General features: G+C 67.0%; 18 protein-coding genes. 6 read left to right on the plus strand and 12 right to left on the minus strand.

Annotated elements, in window-relative coordinates:
* The first annotated feature begins 11 nt into the window (after positions 1-11).
* Positions 12-1,883: a M61 family metallopeptidase gene (locus tag EV283_RS05305; RefSeq protein WP_207223056.1), complete on the plus strand. Its 1,872-nt coding sequence runs from the start codon at positions 12-14 to the stop codon at positions 1,881-1,883.
* 75 nt (positions 1,884-1,958) lie between these two features.
* A complete protein-coding gene (ppa, locus tag EV283_RS05310; RefSeq protein ID WP_055875064.1) occupies positions 1,959-2,537 on the plus strand; it encodes an inorganic diphosphatase in 579 nt (192 codons plus the stop codon).
* Between the two features lie 46 nt (positions 2,538-2,583).
* On the opposite strand, the gene EV283_RS05315 is transcribed toward ppa, so the two are convergent.
* The 5 genes from EV283_RS05315 to ispG are packed head-to-tail and all read right to left on the minus strand — an operon-like array spanning position 2,584 to position 5,790.
* A complete protein-coding gene (locus EV283_RS05315) occupies positions 2,584-3,060 on the minus strand; it encodes a GNAT family N-acetyltransferase (protein ID WP_130323236.1) in 477 nt (158 codons plus the stop codon).
* On the minus strand, positions 3,057-3,956 hold the full coding sequence (locus tag EV283_RS05320; protein WP_130323238.1) for a DMT family transporter: 900 nt from the start codon (positions 3,954-3,956) through the stop codon (positions 3,057-3,059). The genes EV283_RS05315 and EV283_RS05320 overlap by 4 nt, the downstream gene beginning before the upstream one ends.
* Positions 3,953-4,333: a type II toxin-antitoxin system VapC family toxin gene (locus tag EV283_RS05325; RefSeq protein WP_130323240.1), complete on the minus strand. Its 381-nt coding sequence runs from the start codon at positions 4,331-4,333 to the stop codon at positions 3,953-3,955. Before EV283_RS05325 ends, EV283_RS05320 begins: the two co-directional genes overlap by 4 nt.
* Complete coding sequence (locus EV283_RS05330) at positions 4,330-4,614, minus strand: AbrB/MazE/SpoVT family DNA-binding domain-containing protein (protein WP_130323242.1); 285 nt, start codon at positions 4,612-4,614, stop codon at positions 4,330-4,332. Before EV283_RS05330 ends, EV283_RS05325 begins: the two co-directional genes overlap by 4 nt.
* A gap of 36 nt (positions 4,615-4,650) precedes the next feature.
* On the minus strand, positions 4,651-5,790 hold the full coding sequence (ispG, locus tag EV283_RS05335; protein WP_130323244.1) for a flavodoxin-dependent (E)-4-hydroxy-3-methylbut-2-enyl-diphosphate synthase: 1,140 nt from the start codon (positions 5,788-5,790) through the stop codon (positions 4,651-4,653).
* 129 nt (positions 5,791-5,919) lie between these two features.
* Between ispG and EV283_RS05340 the strand changes: the two genes are divergently transcribed.
* The 4 genes from EV283_RS05340 to EV283_RS05355 all read left to right on the plus strand — a co-directional run bounded on the left by EV283_RS05340 (position 5,920) and on the right by EV283_RS05355 (position 9,466).
* A complete protein-coding gene (locus EV283_RS05340) occupies positions 5,920-6,441 on the plus strand; it encodes a DUF1993 domain-containing protein (protein ID WP_130323246.1) in 522 nt (173 codons plus the stop codon).
* Between the two features lie 108 nt (positions 6,442-6,549).
* Positions 6,550-7,689 (plus strand): acyltransferase family protein, encoded by a 1,140-nt coding sequence (locus EV283_RS05345; RefSeq protein ID WP_130323248.1) that lies wholly within the window; start codon positions 6,550-6,552, stop codon positions 7,687-7,689.
* Positions 7,686-8,606 (plus strand): isoaspartyl peptidase/L-asparaginase, encoded by a 921-nt coding sequence (locus EV283_RS05350; RefSeq protein ID WP_130323250.1) that lies wholly within the window; start codon positions 7,686-7,688, stop codon positions 8,604-8,606. The genes EV283_RS05345 and EV283_RS05350 overlap by 4 nt, the downstream gene beginning before the upstream one ends.
* Positions 8,603-9,466, plus strand: coding sequence for a S1/P1 nuclease (locus EV283_RS05355; RefSeq protein ID WP_130323252.1), 864 nt, complete (start codon positions 8,603-8,605; stop codon positions 9,464-9,466). The genes EV283_RS05350 and EV283_RS05355 overlap by 4 nt, the downstream gene beginning before the upstream one ends.
* Before the next feature lie 184 nt (positions 9,467-9,650).
* Here EV283_RS05355 and pal read toward each other — a convergent pair whose 3' ends face one another.
* From pal to EV283_RS05390, 7 genes are all read right to left on the minus strand, one after another.
* Positions 9,651-10,178, minus strand: a complete 528-nt coding sequence (gene pal, locus EV283_RS05360) for a peptidoglycan-associated lipoprotein Pal (protein ID WP_056412750.1) — start codon at positions 10,176-10,178, stop codon at positions 9,651-9,653.
* A gap of 52 nt (positions 10,179-10,230) precedes the next feature.
* Positions 10,231-11,646: a Tol-Pal system beta propeller repeat protein TolB gene (tolB, locus tag EV283_RS05365; RefSeq protein WP_242615790.1), complete on the minus strand. Its 1,416-nt coding sequence runs from the start codon at positions 11,644-11,646 to the stop codon at positions 10,231-10,233.
* A gap of 179 nt (positions 11,647-11,825) precedes the next feature.
* Positions 11,826-12,899 (minus strand): cell envelope biogenesis protein TolA, encoded by a 1,074-nt coding sequence (locus EV283_RS05370; RefSeq protein ID WP_130323254.1) that lies wholly within the window; start codon positions 12,897-12,899, stop codon positions 11,826-11,828.
* A 13-nt stretch (positions 12,900-12,912) separates the two neighbouring features.
* Positions 12,913-13,350, minus strand: a complete 438-nt coding sequence (gene tolR / locus EV283_RS05375) for a protein TolR (RefSeq protein ID WP_055882060.1) — start codon at positions 13,348-13,350, stop codon at positions 12,913-12,915.
* Between the two features lie 183 nt (positions 13,351-13,533).
* Positions 13,534-14,226: a protein TolQ gene (gene tolQ, locus EV283_RS05380; protein WP_056412755.1), complete on the minus strand. Its 693-nt coding sequence runs from the start codon at positions 14,224-14,226 to the stop codon at positions 13,534-13,536.
* Positions 14,223-14,681, minus strand: coding sequence for a YbgC/FadM family acyl-CoA thioesterase (locus EV283_RS05385; protein ID WP_107956560.1), 459 nt, complete (start codon positions 14,679-14,681; stop codon positions 14,223-14,225). The genes tolQ and EV283_RS05385 overlap by 4 nt, the downstream gene beginning before the upstream one ends.
* 111 nt (positions 14,682-14,792) lie before the next feature.
* Entirely contained in the window at positions 14,793-15,551 is a 759-nt protein-coding gene (locus EV283_RS05390; RefSeq protein ID WP_130323255.1) for a hypothetical protein, read from the minus strand.
* Positions 15,552-15,705 lie beyond the last annotated feature (154 nt).

The following is a 15,705-nucleotide window of genomic DNA, read 5'->3' on the forward strand; positions in this document are numbered from 1 at the left end:
TTCCTGCGGCCATGCCCGCCTTCGCGCAGGTCCCCGCCGGCAATACTGCACCGCAGCCGATCCCGTTCGTCGACACGATCCCCGACGCGGTCGACACCCCCTATCCCGGCACGCTGCTGCTCGACGTCGACGCGACCGATACCGAGCGCGGCATCTTCCGCGTGAAGGAGACGATCCCGGTCGCCAAGTCCGGCCCGATGGCGCTGCTCTATCCGAAATGGCTCCCCGGCGCGCACAGCCCCCGCGGCGAGATCGAGAAGCTCGCCGGCCTCGTGATCCGCGCGAACGGCAAGATCGTCCCCTGGACGCGCGATCCGGTCGACGTCTTCGCGTTCCACATCGACGTCCCCGCGGGCGCCAAGACGCTGGTCGCCGAATTCCAGTTCATCTCCGCGACCAAGGGCGACCAGGGCCGCATCGTGATGACGCCGACGATGGTCAGCCTGGAGCCGAACCTCGTCAGCCTCTATCCCGCCGGCTATTACACGCGCCAGATCCCGATCAAGATGACCGCGACCTATCCGGCGGGCTGGACCGCCGCGGGCGCGGTGCCCGCCAAGGTGTCGGGCTCGACCTACAGCTACGACACGACCAACTACGAGATCCTGGTCGATTCGCCGACGCTCGCGGGCAAATATGGCAAGGTCTGGCCGCTCTCCCCCCGCGTCGATCTCAACGTCTTCGCCGACAGCCCAGACCAGCTCGCTGCCAAGCCCGAGCAGATCGACGCGCACAAGCGGCTCGTCGACCAGGCGGTCAAGACGTTCGGCGCGCAGCATTATGATCGCTACGAATTCCTGCTGTCGATCACCGATCAGCTCGGCGGCATCGGCCTCGAGCATCATCGCAGCTCGGAGAACGGCGTCCGTCCCGGTTATTTCACCGACTGGGATACGACCTCGGCCGCGCGCAACCTGCTGCCGCACGAATACACGCATAGCTGGGACGGCAAGTTCCGCCGCGGCGCCGACCTGTGGACGCCCGATTTCCGCACGCCGATGCGCGATTCGCTCTTGTGGGTGTATGAGGGGCAGACGCAGTTCTGGGGCTATGTCCTCCAGGCGCGCTCGGGCCTCGTCAGCAAGCAGGACACGCTCGATGGCTATGCCTCGATCCTCGGCATCTATGACAGCGCGAAGGGTCGCGAATGGCGCCCGCTGATCGACACGACCAACGATCCGGTGATCTCGGCGCGCAAGCCCAAGGGCTGGACCAGCTGGCAGCGCTCGGAGGATTATTACAACGAGGGGCTGATGGTCTGGATGGAGGTCGACGCGATGCTCCGCCAGAAGTCGGGCGGGACCAAGTCGATCGACGATTTCGCGCGAGCCTTTTTCGGCGTTCGCGACGGCGATTATGGCGAGCTCACCTACACCTTTGCCGACGTCGCCAAGACGCTCGACGGCATCGTGCCGTATGACTGGGCGACGTTCCTCAACACGCGCCTGACCGAGACGGGCAAGCCCGCGCCGATCAACGGCTTCGCGATGAACGGCTACAAGCTGGTCTACGGCCCCGAGCAGAGCCCGTATCTCAAGCAGGTCGAAAAGACGCGCGGCACCGATGTCAGCTATTCGCTGGGCATGGTGATCAACAAGGACGGCGTCGTGACATCGTCGATCTGGGACAGCCCCGCGTTCAAGGCCGGTCTCGACGTCGGTACCGAGATCGAGGCGGTCAACAGCGAGGCCTATTCGTCGGACCGCATCAAGGCGGCGATCCTGGCGGCCAAGGGCACCAAGGAGCCGATCCGGCTCACTGTGAAGAACAACGACCGTTTTCGCGATATCACGCTCGATTACCATGACGGCCCGCGCTATCCGCGACTGCAGAAGGTGGGTAATGGTGACGGCGGGCTGGACAGGCTGCTGATGCCGCGCTGACCAGCAAATAGTTCAACGGTGCCGGCCGCTCTCCAGACCGTGGAGCGCCGGCATCGTCTTATCGAAAGGACCGCCATGCGTATCGATCTCATCCCGACCGGCAAGAACCCGCCCGAAGACCTGAACGTCATCATCGAAGTCCCGACCGGCGGCGAGCCCGTGAAGTACGAGTTCGACAAGGCCTCGGGCGCGCTGTTCGTCGACCGTATCCTGCACACCCCGATGCGCTATCCGGCGAACTATGGCTTCGTGCCGCACACGCTGAGCCCCGATGGCGATCCGCTCGACGCGCTCGTGATCGCGCGCTCGCCGTTCATCCCGGGCTGCGTCGTCCGCGCGCGCCCGATCGCGGTGCTCAACCTCGAGGACGAGGCTGGCGGCGATGAGAAGCTCGTCTGCGTCCCCGTCGATTCGGTGTTCCCTTATTACGCCAATATCGGCGAACGCGCCGACATGCCCGAGATCGTGTTCGAGCAGATCGAGCATTTCTTCACCCACTATAAGGACCTTGAGAAGAAGAAGTGGGTCCGGGTCGGCAAGTGGGGCGACGCCGACGAGGCCAAGCGCGTCACGATCGAGGCGATCGAGCGCTACGAAGCCGAAAAGGCCAAGGGCGAAGAGCCGATGGACGCGGACGAAACCGCCGGTCGGTAAGCGATTCCCCGTCACCCCGGACCTGTTCCGGGGTGACGGTCGGGCTTTACCGCCCCGCCAGCCGTACGAGAGCCTCCCCGGACATCCGCTGGATCGTCCAATCCTCCATCCCGACCGCACCGACCTTGCGATAAAAGGCGATCGCATCGGCATTCCAGTCGAGCACCGACCATTCGAACCGCGCGCAGCCGCGATCGAGCGCGATGCCGGCAAGATGCGCCAACAGCGCACCCCCGACCCCCTGCCCGCGCGCATCGGGCGTCACGTACAGATCCTCAAGATACAGCCCGCGCTTGCCCGTCCAGGTCGAGAAGTTGTGGAAGAACAACGCGAACCCGAGCGGGCCGTCCGTGCTCTCCGCGATCAGCGCCTCCGCCGCCGGCCGGTCGCCGAACAGCGCCTCCGCCAGCATCGGCTCGGTCGCTTCGACCGCATCCGGCTCGCGCTCGAACGCAGCGAGCTCGCGCACGAAGCGCAGGATCGTGCCGACATCGGCGCGGGTGGCGGAACGGATAAGCGTCATACGGTAGCCTCGATCGATGTTTGCGCGATGTCACGCCGCCGCGCCGCGTACAGGCACGCGACGACGATGATCGCCGCGCCCGCCAGCGTAAAGGGCGATACCCGCTCGCCGAACACCAGGAAACCCAGGCCCGCGGCATAGACGAACGAGGTGTATTCGGTGGTCGCGAGAAATCCCGTGTCACCGTGCGCATAGGCCCAGCCGAGCAGCCACAACGACGCGGTCGCCAGCCCCGCGGCGAGCACCAGCTTGGGCCATGACGCCGCCTCGGGCACCACCGCGAGCCAGGGTGCCGCCAGCGCGAGCGTCGCGGTGATGACGAGCGCCTGGAAGAACGCGATCTCCCCCGGCCGTGCCGCCTGGCTCTGCAACCGCGCGATTACCAGGTTCACCGCATACAGCACCGCCGAGCCGAGGATCGAGAGCGTGCCGAGCAACGTCTCGGGCCCGGGCACCTCGCGTCCCTGCCCGATCATCACGACCACTACGCCGCCCAGCGCAGCGATCGACGCGACGACCGTCTTCCACCCGACTCGCTCGCCCAGCGTCACCGCCGCGAGCAACAGCGCAAGGATCGGCGCGATGTAGGTCAGCGAAATCGCCTGCGCCATCGGCACCCGCGCGAGTCCCCAGAAGAACAGCACCGCCATCGCCGTCGTCACCAACCCGCGCGCGCAGTGCAGCTTGAGCGCGCGCGCCGACGGCCGCCCGCTCCTGCCGAGCTTCCACGCGACCGCCCCCAGCCCGACGCTCACCATCTGCCGCCACAGCAGCGCGTTATAGACCCCGATCGCGAGCACGAGCGACTTCATCACCGCATCCATCATCGAGAACAGCCCGATGCCAAGCGCGGCCACGGCGAAGGCCAAGGCGGGAGAAACAGTGCGATAGGTCATCGGAAAAGGCGGATATCCAGATCAAGCCCGAGCGTCACCCAATCCGTGTCACCGGTCCATAAGGTCGCCGCCTGATCTATTGCCAGCGCCAGGCAGACCCGATCGGCGATCGACACGTTCTTGCCTTTGACGACAGGCCAAAGGTCCGCCGCGATCTTGGCCTGGGTCGCGGGGAAGGGCATGATGACGATCTCGATTCGGTCGAGGTTCGCGATCACCGCGTCGACGTCCGACACGATCTCGAACAGCTTGCTGCGGACCTCGACCAGATTCACGCTGGACAGCATCGCGCCCCGCGCATGCTCGATCACGACGTCCGCGCCAGTCTCGTTCTTCAGGATCGCCAATACGGTCGACGCATCGAAAACGACGGTCACGCGGTGTGCCGCGTCCGCCAGTCCTCGATCTCGGTCTCGCGGGCCGCTGCGGCGCGACGTTCCGCCAAAAGTTCATCGACCAGATTACGATCGGCTGTCTGCGCCATCGATCGGAACTCGGACTGCACCTCGCGTACGACCTGCGCGTAGGTCTTCATCGACAGTCCGCCATCCGGATTAATCTCGATGACCAGCGAATCGCCATCTTCGATCCCCGCATCGCGGCGCAGTTCGAGGGGCAGGACGATCTGCCCACTGACGACTTTAGCGTGATAGGTCATGGTTACCTCCAGCGAGGAGGCACCCTACCATGCCGCCTATTCCGCCGCCATCTCCGGCACCAGCGCCGCAACCGCCGCATCCGCAGCCTCGATCTCCGCCGCCTTGGCCTCGACCAGCTTGACGATGTGATCGACCATGTCGGCGTCCTGGACGTGGTGGTCGGTGACGCCCGACAGATACACCATGTGCTTGCCGTTGCCGCCGCCGGTGATCCCGATATCGGTTTCACGCGCTTCGCCAGGGCCGTTGACGACGCAGCCGAGCACCGACAGCGACATCGGCGTGCGGATATGCTGCAACCGCTCCTCGAGCGCCTGGACGGTGCGGATCACATCGAAGCCCTGCCGCGCGCAGGACGGGCACGAGACGACGCGGACGCCGCGGTTGCGGATGCCCAGCGCCTTGAGGATCTCGAACCCGACGCGGACTTCCTCCTCGGGCTCGGCAGAGAGCGAGACGCGAATCGTGTCGCCGATCCCGTACCAGAGCAGGCTGCCCATCCCGATCGCTGACTTCACCGTGCCGCCGACGAACCCGCCCGCTTCGGTGATGCCGAGATGCAGCGGGCAATCGACCTGTTCGGCAAGCTGCTGATACGCCGCCACCGCGAGGAACAGGTCGGAGGCCTTCACCGCGACCTTGAACTCGTGAAAGTCATGGTCCTGCAACAGCTTGATATGATCCATCGCCGACTCGACCAGCGCATCGGGGCACGGCTCGCCATATTTCTCGAGCAGATGCCGCTCGAGGCTGCCGCCGTTGACGCCGATGCGGATCGCGCAGCCGTTGGACTTGGCCGCGTCGACGACTTCCTTCACGCGGCTCGCCGAGCCGATATTGCCCGGGTTGATGCGCAGGCACGCAGCACCCGCGTCCGCCGCTTCGAGCGCGCGCTTGTAGTGGAAATGGATGTCCGCGACGATCGGCACGCGGCTGGCGCGGACGATCTGTTTCAGCGCGGTGGTCGATTCGACGTCGGGGCAGCTGACGCGGATGATGTCGACGCCCGCCTCTTCGCTGCGGCGGATCTGGTCGACCGTCGCCTTGACGTCGTCGGTCGGCGTGTTGGTCATCGTCTGCACGGTGACGGGCGCGTCGCCGCCGACGGGGACGTTGCCGACCATGATCTGGCGGCTCGTGCGGCGGGTGATATCGCGCCAGGGACGAAGGGACATGAAGATTCCTCGTGGGTTCGCATCGCTATATAGCGTCCCGCGCCGCGGAACGGAACATCGCTGGCGGCGATCGCGAACGTAAGCCATAAGTTGCGCACGCCCACCCTTGTCCTGCCAGGAGTCCCGTCGATGACGCTGTCCCTCTACGATGCGACGATCCCGTCGAACCTGCAGATCCTCCGCGCGGTCGATGCGCTGCTCGACAAGGCCGAGGCGTTCGCCGCCGAGCGCGGTATAGACCCCGCCGCGCTGATCAATGCGAAGCTGGCCGACGACATGCTGCCGTTCGGCTACCAGGTGAAATCGTGCGCGGTCCACTCGGTCGGGGGGATCGAAGGCGTGCGCTGCGGGACCTTTTCACCCGATATGTCGCCCTGGCCGACCGATTTCGCCGGGCTCCACACGCTCCTGCGCGGTGCGATCGCAACGCTCGAGGCGATCGACCGCGAGACGTTCGACGTGCTTGCGGAAAACGACACGAAGTTCGAATTCGGCACGTTCGTGATGCCATTCACCGGCGCGAACTTCCTGCTGTCGTTCTCGCAGCCCAATTTCTATTTCCACGCCACGACGGCGTACGCGATCCTGCGCGCGCAGGGCGTACCGCTCGGCAAGCGCGACTTCATGGGCATGCCGCGCATGAAGGGGTGAGCGGACCGAACGCATCACGCCTCCTTCCCCTGGCGGGGGAGGATTGTAGACCACCCCCTCACCCGTCCCGCGCTTGCGACACTGCCCCCCGCCCCCTAGGGCGCTGCGATGACCCGGCATTACGGCATGGACTGGCTGCGGATCGGCGCGTTCGCGCTGCTGATCCTCTACCATATCGGCATGGTCTTCGTGCCGTGGAACTTCCATGTGAAGTCGCTCCATGTCGAGGACTGGGTGCGGCTGCCGATGCTGGCGAGCAACGCGTGGCGGCTGATGCTGCTGTTCGTCGTCTCGGGCTATGCCAGCCGCGCGCTGCTGAACCGGTCGCGTGGCGCGGGCGCGTTCTTCGCCAATCGCTGCTACCGGCTGCTCGTGCCTTTGCTGTTCGGCATCGCGGTGATCGTGCCGCCGCAACCCTGGGTCGAGCTGGTCACCAAGCATGGCTATGCCGGTAGCTATCTGACGTTCTGGGCCCACGACTATTTCCGCTTCGGCAAGCTCGCCGGGCTGTCGCTGCCGACGTGGAACCACCTTTGGTTCGTGGTCTATCTCTGGGTCTATACGGCGCTGCTGACGATCGCGGTGTTGGTCGTGCGGGGCGACGCGCTGCAAAGCGCGTTCGACCGGATTTTCGGCGGCTGGGCAGTGCTTGTCGTGCCGATCGCCTGGCTCGTGTTCGTCCATGCCTGGTGGTTGCGCATGGTCGGCGAGACCCAGGCGCTATGGGGCGACTGGATCGCGCACGTCACCTATTTTCCCGCCTTCCTGTTCGGCTTCGGCCTAGCGCGCTCCGAACCGGCGATGGCGGCGATTGGGCGCTGGTGGAAGACGGGCGCGATCGCCGCGGTGATCGGCTATCTCTGCGTCATCGGCGTCGAGCTTCGCTGGCCCGCGGATGTCGTCACGCCGCGTTGGGTCTATACGCCCTACGGCGTCGCGCACGCGCTCGAGCAATGGGGCGCGATCGTCGCGCTGATCGGGATAGCCGAACGCCACTGGAACCGCGACCATCGCTGGCGCCCGGTGCTGACCGAGGCGGTGTTCCCGTTCTACCTCATCCATCAGACGATCATCGTGCTCGTCATGTACGCGCTGCTCCCCGCTGGATTGCCCGGCTGGGCGGAGTTCGCCTGCCTGCTCGCCGCGACGATCGTCGGCTGCATCGCCTTCTACCGTATCGGCCGCGGCATCGCGCCGCTCCGTCCGCTCATCGGCCTGCGCGCCCTCCCCTCGAAAGACTCAGCATGACCTGGACTCTCGTTATCCACGGCGGCGCCGGCAAACTCGACAGCGAGATGGTCTCGCCCGACCAGGACGCGGGTGCGCGCGCCGGGCTGTCGCAGGCGCTCGACGCGGGGTCGGCGGTGCTGGCGGACGGCGGCAGCGCGGTCGACGCGGTCGAGGCCGCGGTCCGCGTGCTGGAGGACGACCTCCACTTCAATTCGGGACGCGGCGCGGTGTTCACGCATGACGGCACGCTCGAGCTCGACGCCGCGATCATGGACGGGCGCACGCGCGCCGCGGGGGCCGTCGCGGCGGCGACCGCCACGCGCAACCCGGTCGGCCTCGCGCGCGCGATTCTCGACGATGGCCGGCACGTCTTTCTCGCGGGTGCTGGCGCCGACGCCTTTTCGCGCGAACACGGGCTCGAACAGGCGGGGGCGGACTGGTTCGCCACGCCCGAGCGCACGCGCCAGTTCGCCGAGTTCCAGGCCGATGGCGGCGGGTTCGACGTCGACATGAAATACGGCACGGTCGGCGCGGTTGCGTGCGACGCGCACGGCCATGTCGCCGCCGCCACCTCGACCGGCGGCGTGACCGGCAAGCGCTGGGGCCGGATCGGCGATTCGCCCGTCATCGGCGCGGGCACCTTCGCCGACGATCGCGCCTGCGCGGTCTCGTGCACCGGCTCGGGCGAGTTCTTCCTCCGCGTCGGCGTCGGCCATGAGATCGCCGCGCGCGTCCGCCTCTCGGGCGAATCGCTGCAAGTCGCCGCCGACGCGGTGCTGGCCGAAGTGAAGGCGCTCGGCGGCACCGGCGGGGTGATCGTCGCGGGGCCCGACGGGGACATGGCATGGGGCTTCAACACCGTTGGCATGTATCGCGGCACGGCATCGTCCGCGGGTAGCCGGATCGTTGCGATCTACGCTAACGAGCCGACATGAAGCGCTTTATCCTCGCCGCGGCATCGTCCGCGCTGGCCGTTACCGGCCTCGCCTCCCCCGCCGCCGCGTTCTGGGAATATGGTCACCAGACCGTCGCGCAGATCGCCTATGCCAACGTCACGCCGAAGACCAAGGCCGCGATCCGCCGGCTACTCGCGCAACAGGCGTTGCTCGATACGCCCGAATGCCCCGCGGGCACGATCGAGCAGGCGAGCGTCTGGGCGGACTGCATCAAGCCGCTCAAGACCGCCGACGGCAAGTCGCGCTTCGGCTTTGCGTACACCTGGCATTTCCAGGACGCCGACGTCTGCGCGCCGTTCGACCTGACGCCCGCGTGCAAGGACGGCGACTGCGTCTCGGCGCAGATCGACCGCGACGTGAAACTCCTGCGCGATCGCGGCACCGCGCCGAAGGACCGCGTCCAGGCGCTGGCGTTCCTGATCCACTTCGTCGGCGATCTCCATCAGCCGCTCCACGCCGGCGACCGCCACGACAAGGGCGGGAACGACGTGAAGGCTGACTACGGCATCTACGGTCCCGCGCGATTCAACCTGCATTCGATCTGGGATGGCCCGCTGGCCGAGCGCGCGATCTCGACGCCGCCCTCGTTGGTACGGCGCTATCCGGCGGCCGAGCGCGCGAAGATCGGCGCGGGGACGGTGGTCGACTGGAGCCGGGAGAGCTGGGACGCCTCGCATACCGCCTATGCGGCGGCACTCGGCGGCGACGCGTGCGGCACGGTGCCTGCGCGGGTGAAGATGGACGACGCGACGATCGCGAAGATGGTGCCGGTCTCGCGCGAAGAGATCCGCCGCGGGGGCATCCGCCTGGCGAGACTGCTCGACAAGGCGCTCAGCTGACGCATTCTCGAAACGCGAGGACGATAACCACACCCAAGCCTCGTCATCCTGACGAAAGTCAGGATCCAGAGTAACGGGCGTCGCCCTTCATGGCTCTGGATCCTGACTTTCGTCAAGATGACGGAATATTTGCCGCGCGTGCTGGCAAGGCGATCGCCTTGTCAGCACACGCGGCAAATTGCCCTCAGTTCAACACCACCGTAACCGCGCGGCGGTTCGCCGCCCAGCTCTGGTCGTCCGAGCCCATCGCGACCGGGCGTTCCTTGCCATAGCTGATCGTCGTCATCCGCGACGACGACACGCCGCGCGCCGCCAAATAGTTCTTCGTCGCGTTCGCACGACGATCGCCGAGCGCCAGGTTGTATTCGCGCGTGCCGCGCTCGTCCGCATGGCCTTCGATCGTGATCCGCTGGTTCGGGAACTTCGCCAGCCACTGCGCCTGGCTGTCGAGGATCGCGCGCGCGGTCGGATCGATGTCGTACATGTCGAGCGCGAAGTTCACCGTGTTCGAGCTGACCGAGCGCTGGAAATCGGCATCCGACCCAGGGACGATCGCGCCGCCGACATTGCCGTTGTTCATGCCCGCATTGGGATCGACCGAACCGCTATTGTCGACCGGTGCAGGCGGCAGCACCGCGGGGCGCTTCTTGGCACAGCCGGACACGGCGATCAGCGCGGTGCACGCGAGCAAGATGTTGGAAAGCTTCGACATAGATAGTCTCCCGTAGAAAATCACGTTTCCCCGTTATGCCCCCATAGCAGGTTTAGGGCCGCAGCGGGCCCCAGGCCGGATCCGAGCCGTCGAGCGGCGTCGGGATCTTGCGCTCGTTGACGCCCGTCAGGTCGACCGACCAGAGATCCGCCTTGCCGCCGCTGCCGCGTCCCGAGCGATAGAAGTTGATCACGCGCCCGTTCGGAGACCAGCTCGGCCCCTCGTCCTGCCAGTCGTTGGTCAGCAGCTTCTCGCCGCCGCCGCTGGGGCTCATGATCCCGATCCGGAACCCGCCGCCGAGCTTGGTGAACGCGATCAGGTCGCCGCGCGGGCTCCATACCGGCGTCGCATAGCGCCCGCCGCCGAAGCTGATCCGCTGCTGGTTCGATCCGTCGGCGTTCATCACGTAGATCTGCTGCCCGCCCGAGCGATCGCTCTCGAACACGATTTTCGAGCCGTCGGGCGAATAGCTGCCGCCGGTATCGATCCCCGGCGAATTCGTCAGCCGCTGCGGCGTGCCCCCTTGCGACGACACGCGGTACACGTCGGTATTGCCACCCTGCGCCATCGAGAACAGGATGTTGCGGCCGTCGGGCGAGAAGCGCGGCGCAAAGGTCAGGTTGGCGTTCGCGACGACCAGCCGCTGCTTGCCCGAGCCGATATCGTAGACATAGATTGCCGGGCGATTGTTGAGATAGCTCATATAGACGATCGACTGCTGGTTCGGCGCGAACCGCGGCGTCAGCACGATCGACTGCCCGTTGGTCAGGAAGCGGTGGTTGGCGCCGTCCTGGTCCATGATCGCGAGCCGCTTGATCCGGCGCCCCTTGGGCCCCGTCTCGGACACATAGACGACGCGGCTGTCGAAATACGCGCCTTCGCCGGTCAGCCGGGTATAGACCATGTCGGCGCATTTATGGCCTGCGCGACGCCAGTCGGACGGCGGCACGACGAACCCGGTCCGCGTCAATTCGGCCTTGGACGACACGTCGTACAGATAGCAGCCGACCGTCAGATTGCCGTCGCCATTCGCGCGGATGAAGCCTTGCACCAGCGCCTGCGCGCCCGTGCTGCCCCAATAATCGAACCCCGGCGCAGTGACTTCGGGGAAGGTGATCGGGCGCAGCTGGCCGGGCGAGAGCGGCGTGAACAGCCCCGAATTGCGCAGATCGTTGGTGACGATATCGGCGAGCTGTCGGCCGAGCACGTCGGTCGATCCCGCCGGCGTCGAGACGACCGCGGCGGTCGGCATGACGGGGATCGCGATCGGCATCGGCGCGGAGATACCGCCGGTGACGTCGACCACGAGGCCGCCGGACTGGTCGCCCCCCGGGGCTGGTGCGGCGGGATCGGCGGGCGCTTGCTGGGGTGCGGGTGCAGGAGCATCCTGTGCGGAGGCGGCACCCGAGACAAAGGCCAGCAAACCGACCGAGGCGAGGATCGATCGAGCCTTACGTCTGCCCAACACAGCCCCCACCCCGGCGAAGGCCGGGGCCCAATTGGGGGACGCCGCTGAGGGCGCGTTGCGCATCATTACATTGGCCTTCCCAATTGGGCCCCGGCCTGCGCCGGGGTGGAGTTTCTCAACTGGAAGCGGCTGGCGTGACGGGCGAAAACCCAGATCGAATCGAGTCATAACGGACATCCTCAGCCGGGAAGTTTGTAGCGCAGGCTGAAATTGCTCCAGCCATTCTGCACATCATACAGGTCGTCGGGCAAACCGCGCAGCGGCGAGCACCCGACAAAGGTCGCGATCGCCAGATCGTCGACGCGGTCGACATAGCGCCGGTTGTCGTCGTCGACGCCGGCATGGCCGCTGATAGTCGGCCGCGACTTCAGCGTGCCGTCGCGGTTGAGCTTCAGGTTGATCGTGACGCGAATCCGCTCGGCGCCCGGCCCCGGCGTGACCTGACGGTTGGCGCAGGGCTGCACCTGCCGGAGGATCGCCGATCCGATATTCGCCGCCGCCTGCGCGCCGAGCTTGGCCGCCTTGGGCGCTTCCGACTTGCTCGGCGACGGATCGGCCGACAGCCCCTTCAGGAAATTGTCGCCGAGCCGCGAGCCGCGCGGCCGCGACGCCTTGGCCTCCGCGGTCGAGCCGCTGCCCTTGGTCGCGGACGGCTTGGCGGGCTTGGCCGACGACGCAGACGACGTCTTGCCCGACGTGGAGGACGTCTTGGCCGGCGCGGCACTCGGCTTGGCCGCGGACTTGGTCGGAGCGGATTTAGCCGGTGCAGCCTTCGTGGGCGCAGACTTGGTGGGCGGCGCTTTCGCAGGCTTAGGCTGCGGCTTCACGACAGGCTTGGCGACCGGCGCCGGCTTCGCAGCGAGCTTTGGTGGCGCAGGCTTGGGTTTGGGCTGCGGTTTCGGCGCGGGTTCGGGCGCCGGCTGCGGCTTGGGCGCCGGCTTGGGTGGCGCGGGCTTGGGCTGCGGCGCAGGCGGGATCGGATCGGGCTGCGGCTCGGGCTCGGCCTCTTCTGGCGCCGGCGGCGCGGCATCCTCAGGCGCCCCCTCATCCGGCGCGATCGACTGCGCGGGCGCTTCGGTCGATTGCGGCGCGGTCGCCTCGAGCGCGAAGTCGGGGACGAGACTCACGTCGATCGGCTGCTGCTGGATCTTCGGCGGTTCGGGCGCATCGAGAAACCCGACCGACAACAGGCCGAACAGCACGACATGCCCGACCAGCGCGACGCCTAAGCCGATCTTCTCCGAGCGATCCATCAGCCGAGCGCCATCAGTTCTGATTACCCTCGACGGTCACCAGCGCGACCCGGTTCAGCCCGGCGCGGTTGAGTTCACCCATCACGCGCATCACGCGGCCATAATCGAGCTTCCGATCCGCGCGCAGCAACACCTGCGGCTCGTCGCCGACCGCACGGCTGGCGGCGATCGACGCGAGCCGGATCGGCAGCGCGTCGTCGGTGACCTGATCCTTGTCGATGAACAGCGCGCCGGTCTCGTCCATCGAGATCTCGACGGGCTTCTGCTCCTGGTCGAGCGCCTTGGCGCGCGCGTCGGGCAGGTTCACCGGCACGCCTGCGGTCATCAGCGGTGCGGTCACCATGAAGATGATCAGCAGCACCAGCATCACGTCGACCAGCGGCGTGACGTTGATATCCGCCATCGGCGCGCGACGACCGCGCCCGCGGGAAGAAGGAAGGTTCATCGCCATCCTAAAATCCTCCCCGCACGCGGGGAGGGGGACCAGCGAAGCTGGTGGTGGGGGCGTGCGTCAGACACTGCGGTGTGTGGAGGAGTTGGTCCCACAGACACTGTGCTGCGTGGAGAACCCCCTCCACCACGCCGCTGCGCGTCGCGGTCCCCCTCCCCGTGCCGGGGAGGATTTGCGTCGCGCTCATCGCGAGCCGTCCAGCTGGCGGCTCAGCGTCGTGTGGAAGCCGTCGGCGAACCGGTTGAGGCTCGCCTCGATCCGATTGATGCCGTGGCTGAACCGGTTGTACGCAATCACCGCGGGGATCGCCGCGAACAGTCCGATCGCGGTCGCGAACAGCGCCTCCGCGATGCCCGGCGCCACCACCGCCAGCGACGTGTTCTGCGCCGCCGCGATGCTGGTGAAGCTGCGCATGATCCCCCAGACGGTACCGAACAACCCGACGAACGGCGCGACCGAGCCGACCGTCGCGAGCACGTTCAGCCGGTCCGACAGCTTGTCGATTTCGCCCGCGACCGCGGCGCCCATCGTGGTCGCCAGCCGCTCGCGCGTGCCGCTCTTGTCGATCGTGCCGCCCGCGGTCGAGCGCCGCCATTCGGTCACGCCCGCCGCGAACACGCGCGCCGACGGCAGCTCGCTCTCGCCCTCCGCCTTGTAGAAGACGTCGATATCCTCGGCCTTCCAGAAATCGCGCTCGAACCGGGTCATGCCTTTGCGCGTCTTGCCGATCCGCCGCCAGAACGCGACGATCAGCGCCCAGGTCCAGATGCTGGCGAGCAGCAGCCCGATCATCACGCCCTTCACCACCCAGTCGGCCTGGAGGAACAAGTGGATCGGCGACAGCGTCGCGCTATCCATAGTCAACACCGGATTCATGCTTCCCCCTGCCAGACAAGGCGTTCGTAAATATCGATCCAGGCGCGCGGCTGGCGGCGCGGGCGGCCATTGGGGGCGACCAATGCCGCCACCACGTCCGCCTCGGCCAAGACAAGCCCGTCGCGCATGACTCTTTGATGAATGGCGACCCCGGCTGCACGCACCTGCGTCATCCGCGAGACGACGATCAACGCGTCGTCGAGCCGGGCCGGTGCGGCATAACGGATCGCCAGATTCGCGATCGCATAGGAGCCTTCGCCCGCCTCGAACGCCGCGCGCTGGTCGATCCCGCCGAGCCGCAGCATGTCCGAGCGCGCACGCTCCATGTAGCGCAGATAATTGGCGTGATAGACCGCGCCCGACAGATCGGTGTCCTCGAAATAGACGCGCACCGGAAACCGGTGCTCGCGCCCTTCGAAGCGGCCTTCCGCCGGACGATCTGAAACCTCAGCCATTCCCGCGGCTGTTAACCCAGTCTTTGCAGGGAAGCCAAGCTTTGCTGCACATCGTCGCGATACGGGGCGATACTATCCTCCCCGGAAAGCGGGGGGAGGATTTCCGCCGACTTACTGGAAGACGCTGGCGTCGAGCTTCAGCCGGGGCTGCGCGGGCGGCACCGGCTGCGAGACCGGCTGGAGGCGCGCCTGCGTGATCGGCTGGACCGGCGTGTTCGACGCATATTGACGCGCGGCCATCACGGGCTGGACCGGCCGCGGTACGGCGCGACCGCGCCACGCATCGACCGCGCGGTAGAAATCGGTGAATGGCCGCTCGAGGACGGGCAGGTTCTGCGCGGCGAAGGCGGGCAGCGCCTCGGCCGAAACGCCTGCGCTCTGCGCGAGAACCGTATTCGCCGCCGTGCAGAAGTCGTCGCGCGCGGGCGATTGCGAGAAGAAGTTGTACAGCCGCGTCATCGAATCGTCGTAGCGATCCTGCCAATCGCCGCCGCCCGACTTGTATTCGCTGGCATAGGTCGCCTCGGCCTTGGCGAGCACCGGCTTCTGCGCCGACAGCAGCGCGTTATAGCCTGCGACGATCACCAGTTCCTGCGGCCCGCGACACGCAAGCGCGGCGACGTTGAGCGCTGCGCGCAGATGCCAGACCTTGGCGGCGGTCGTCAGGTTGCGATTCGGCGTAGGGTAGGTGCCGTCGGCGAGCGCGACCGGAATGACGATGGTGGGCGACGCGCCCTTCGGCATCACCGGCGCGGGCACAGGCACCATGATGACGGGCGGCGCGACCGCCGCCACGGTCCGAGGCTTCTGGGCGCAGCCGGCCAGCAGGCCAAGCGCGGTAACGGACAGCAACGCAAACCGACGACTCATCACAACACCTCGTAACGTCCCCCGACCGGACACTCTTTGCCACGCATAAGGTTAACGAGGCGTAAGCCGTACGCGGTTTGCGGCGAGTGGAGAGCGGGCGGGGTTGGGGCCGTGCTGGGCCGGGGGCTCGCGGGGTCCCGGATCACTACCACCC

This window comes from Sphingomonas sp. BK036 (assembly GCF_004216825.1).
Lineage (GTDB): Bacteria > Pseudomonadota > Alphaproteobacteria > Sphingomonadales > Sphingomonadaceae > Sphingomonas.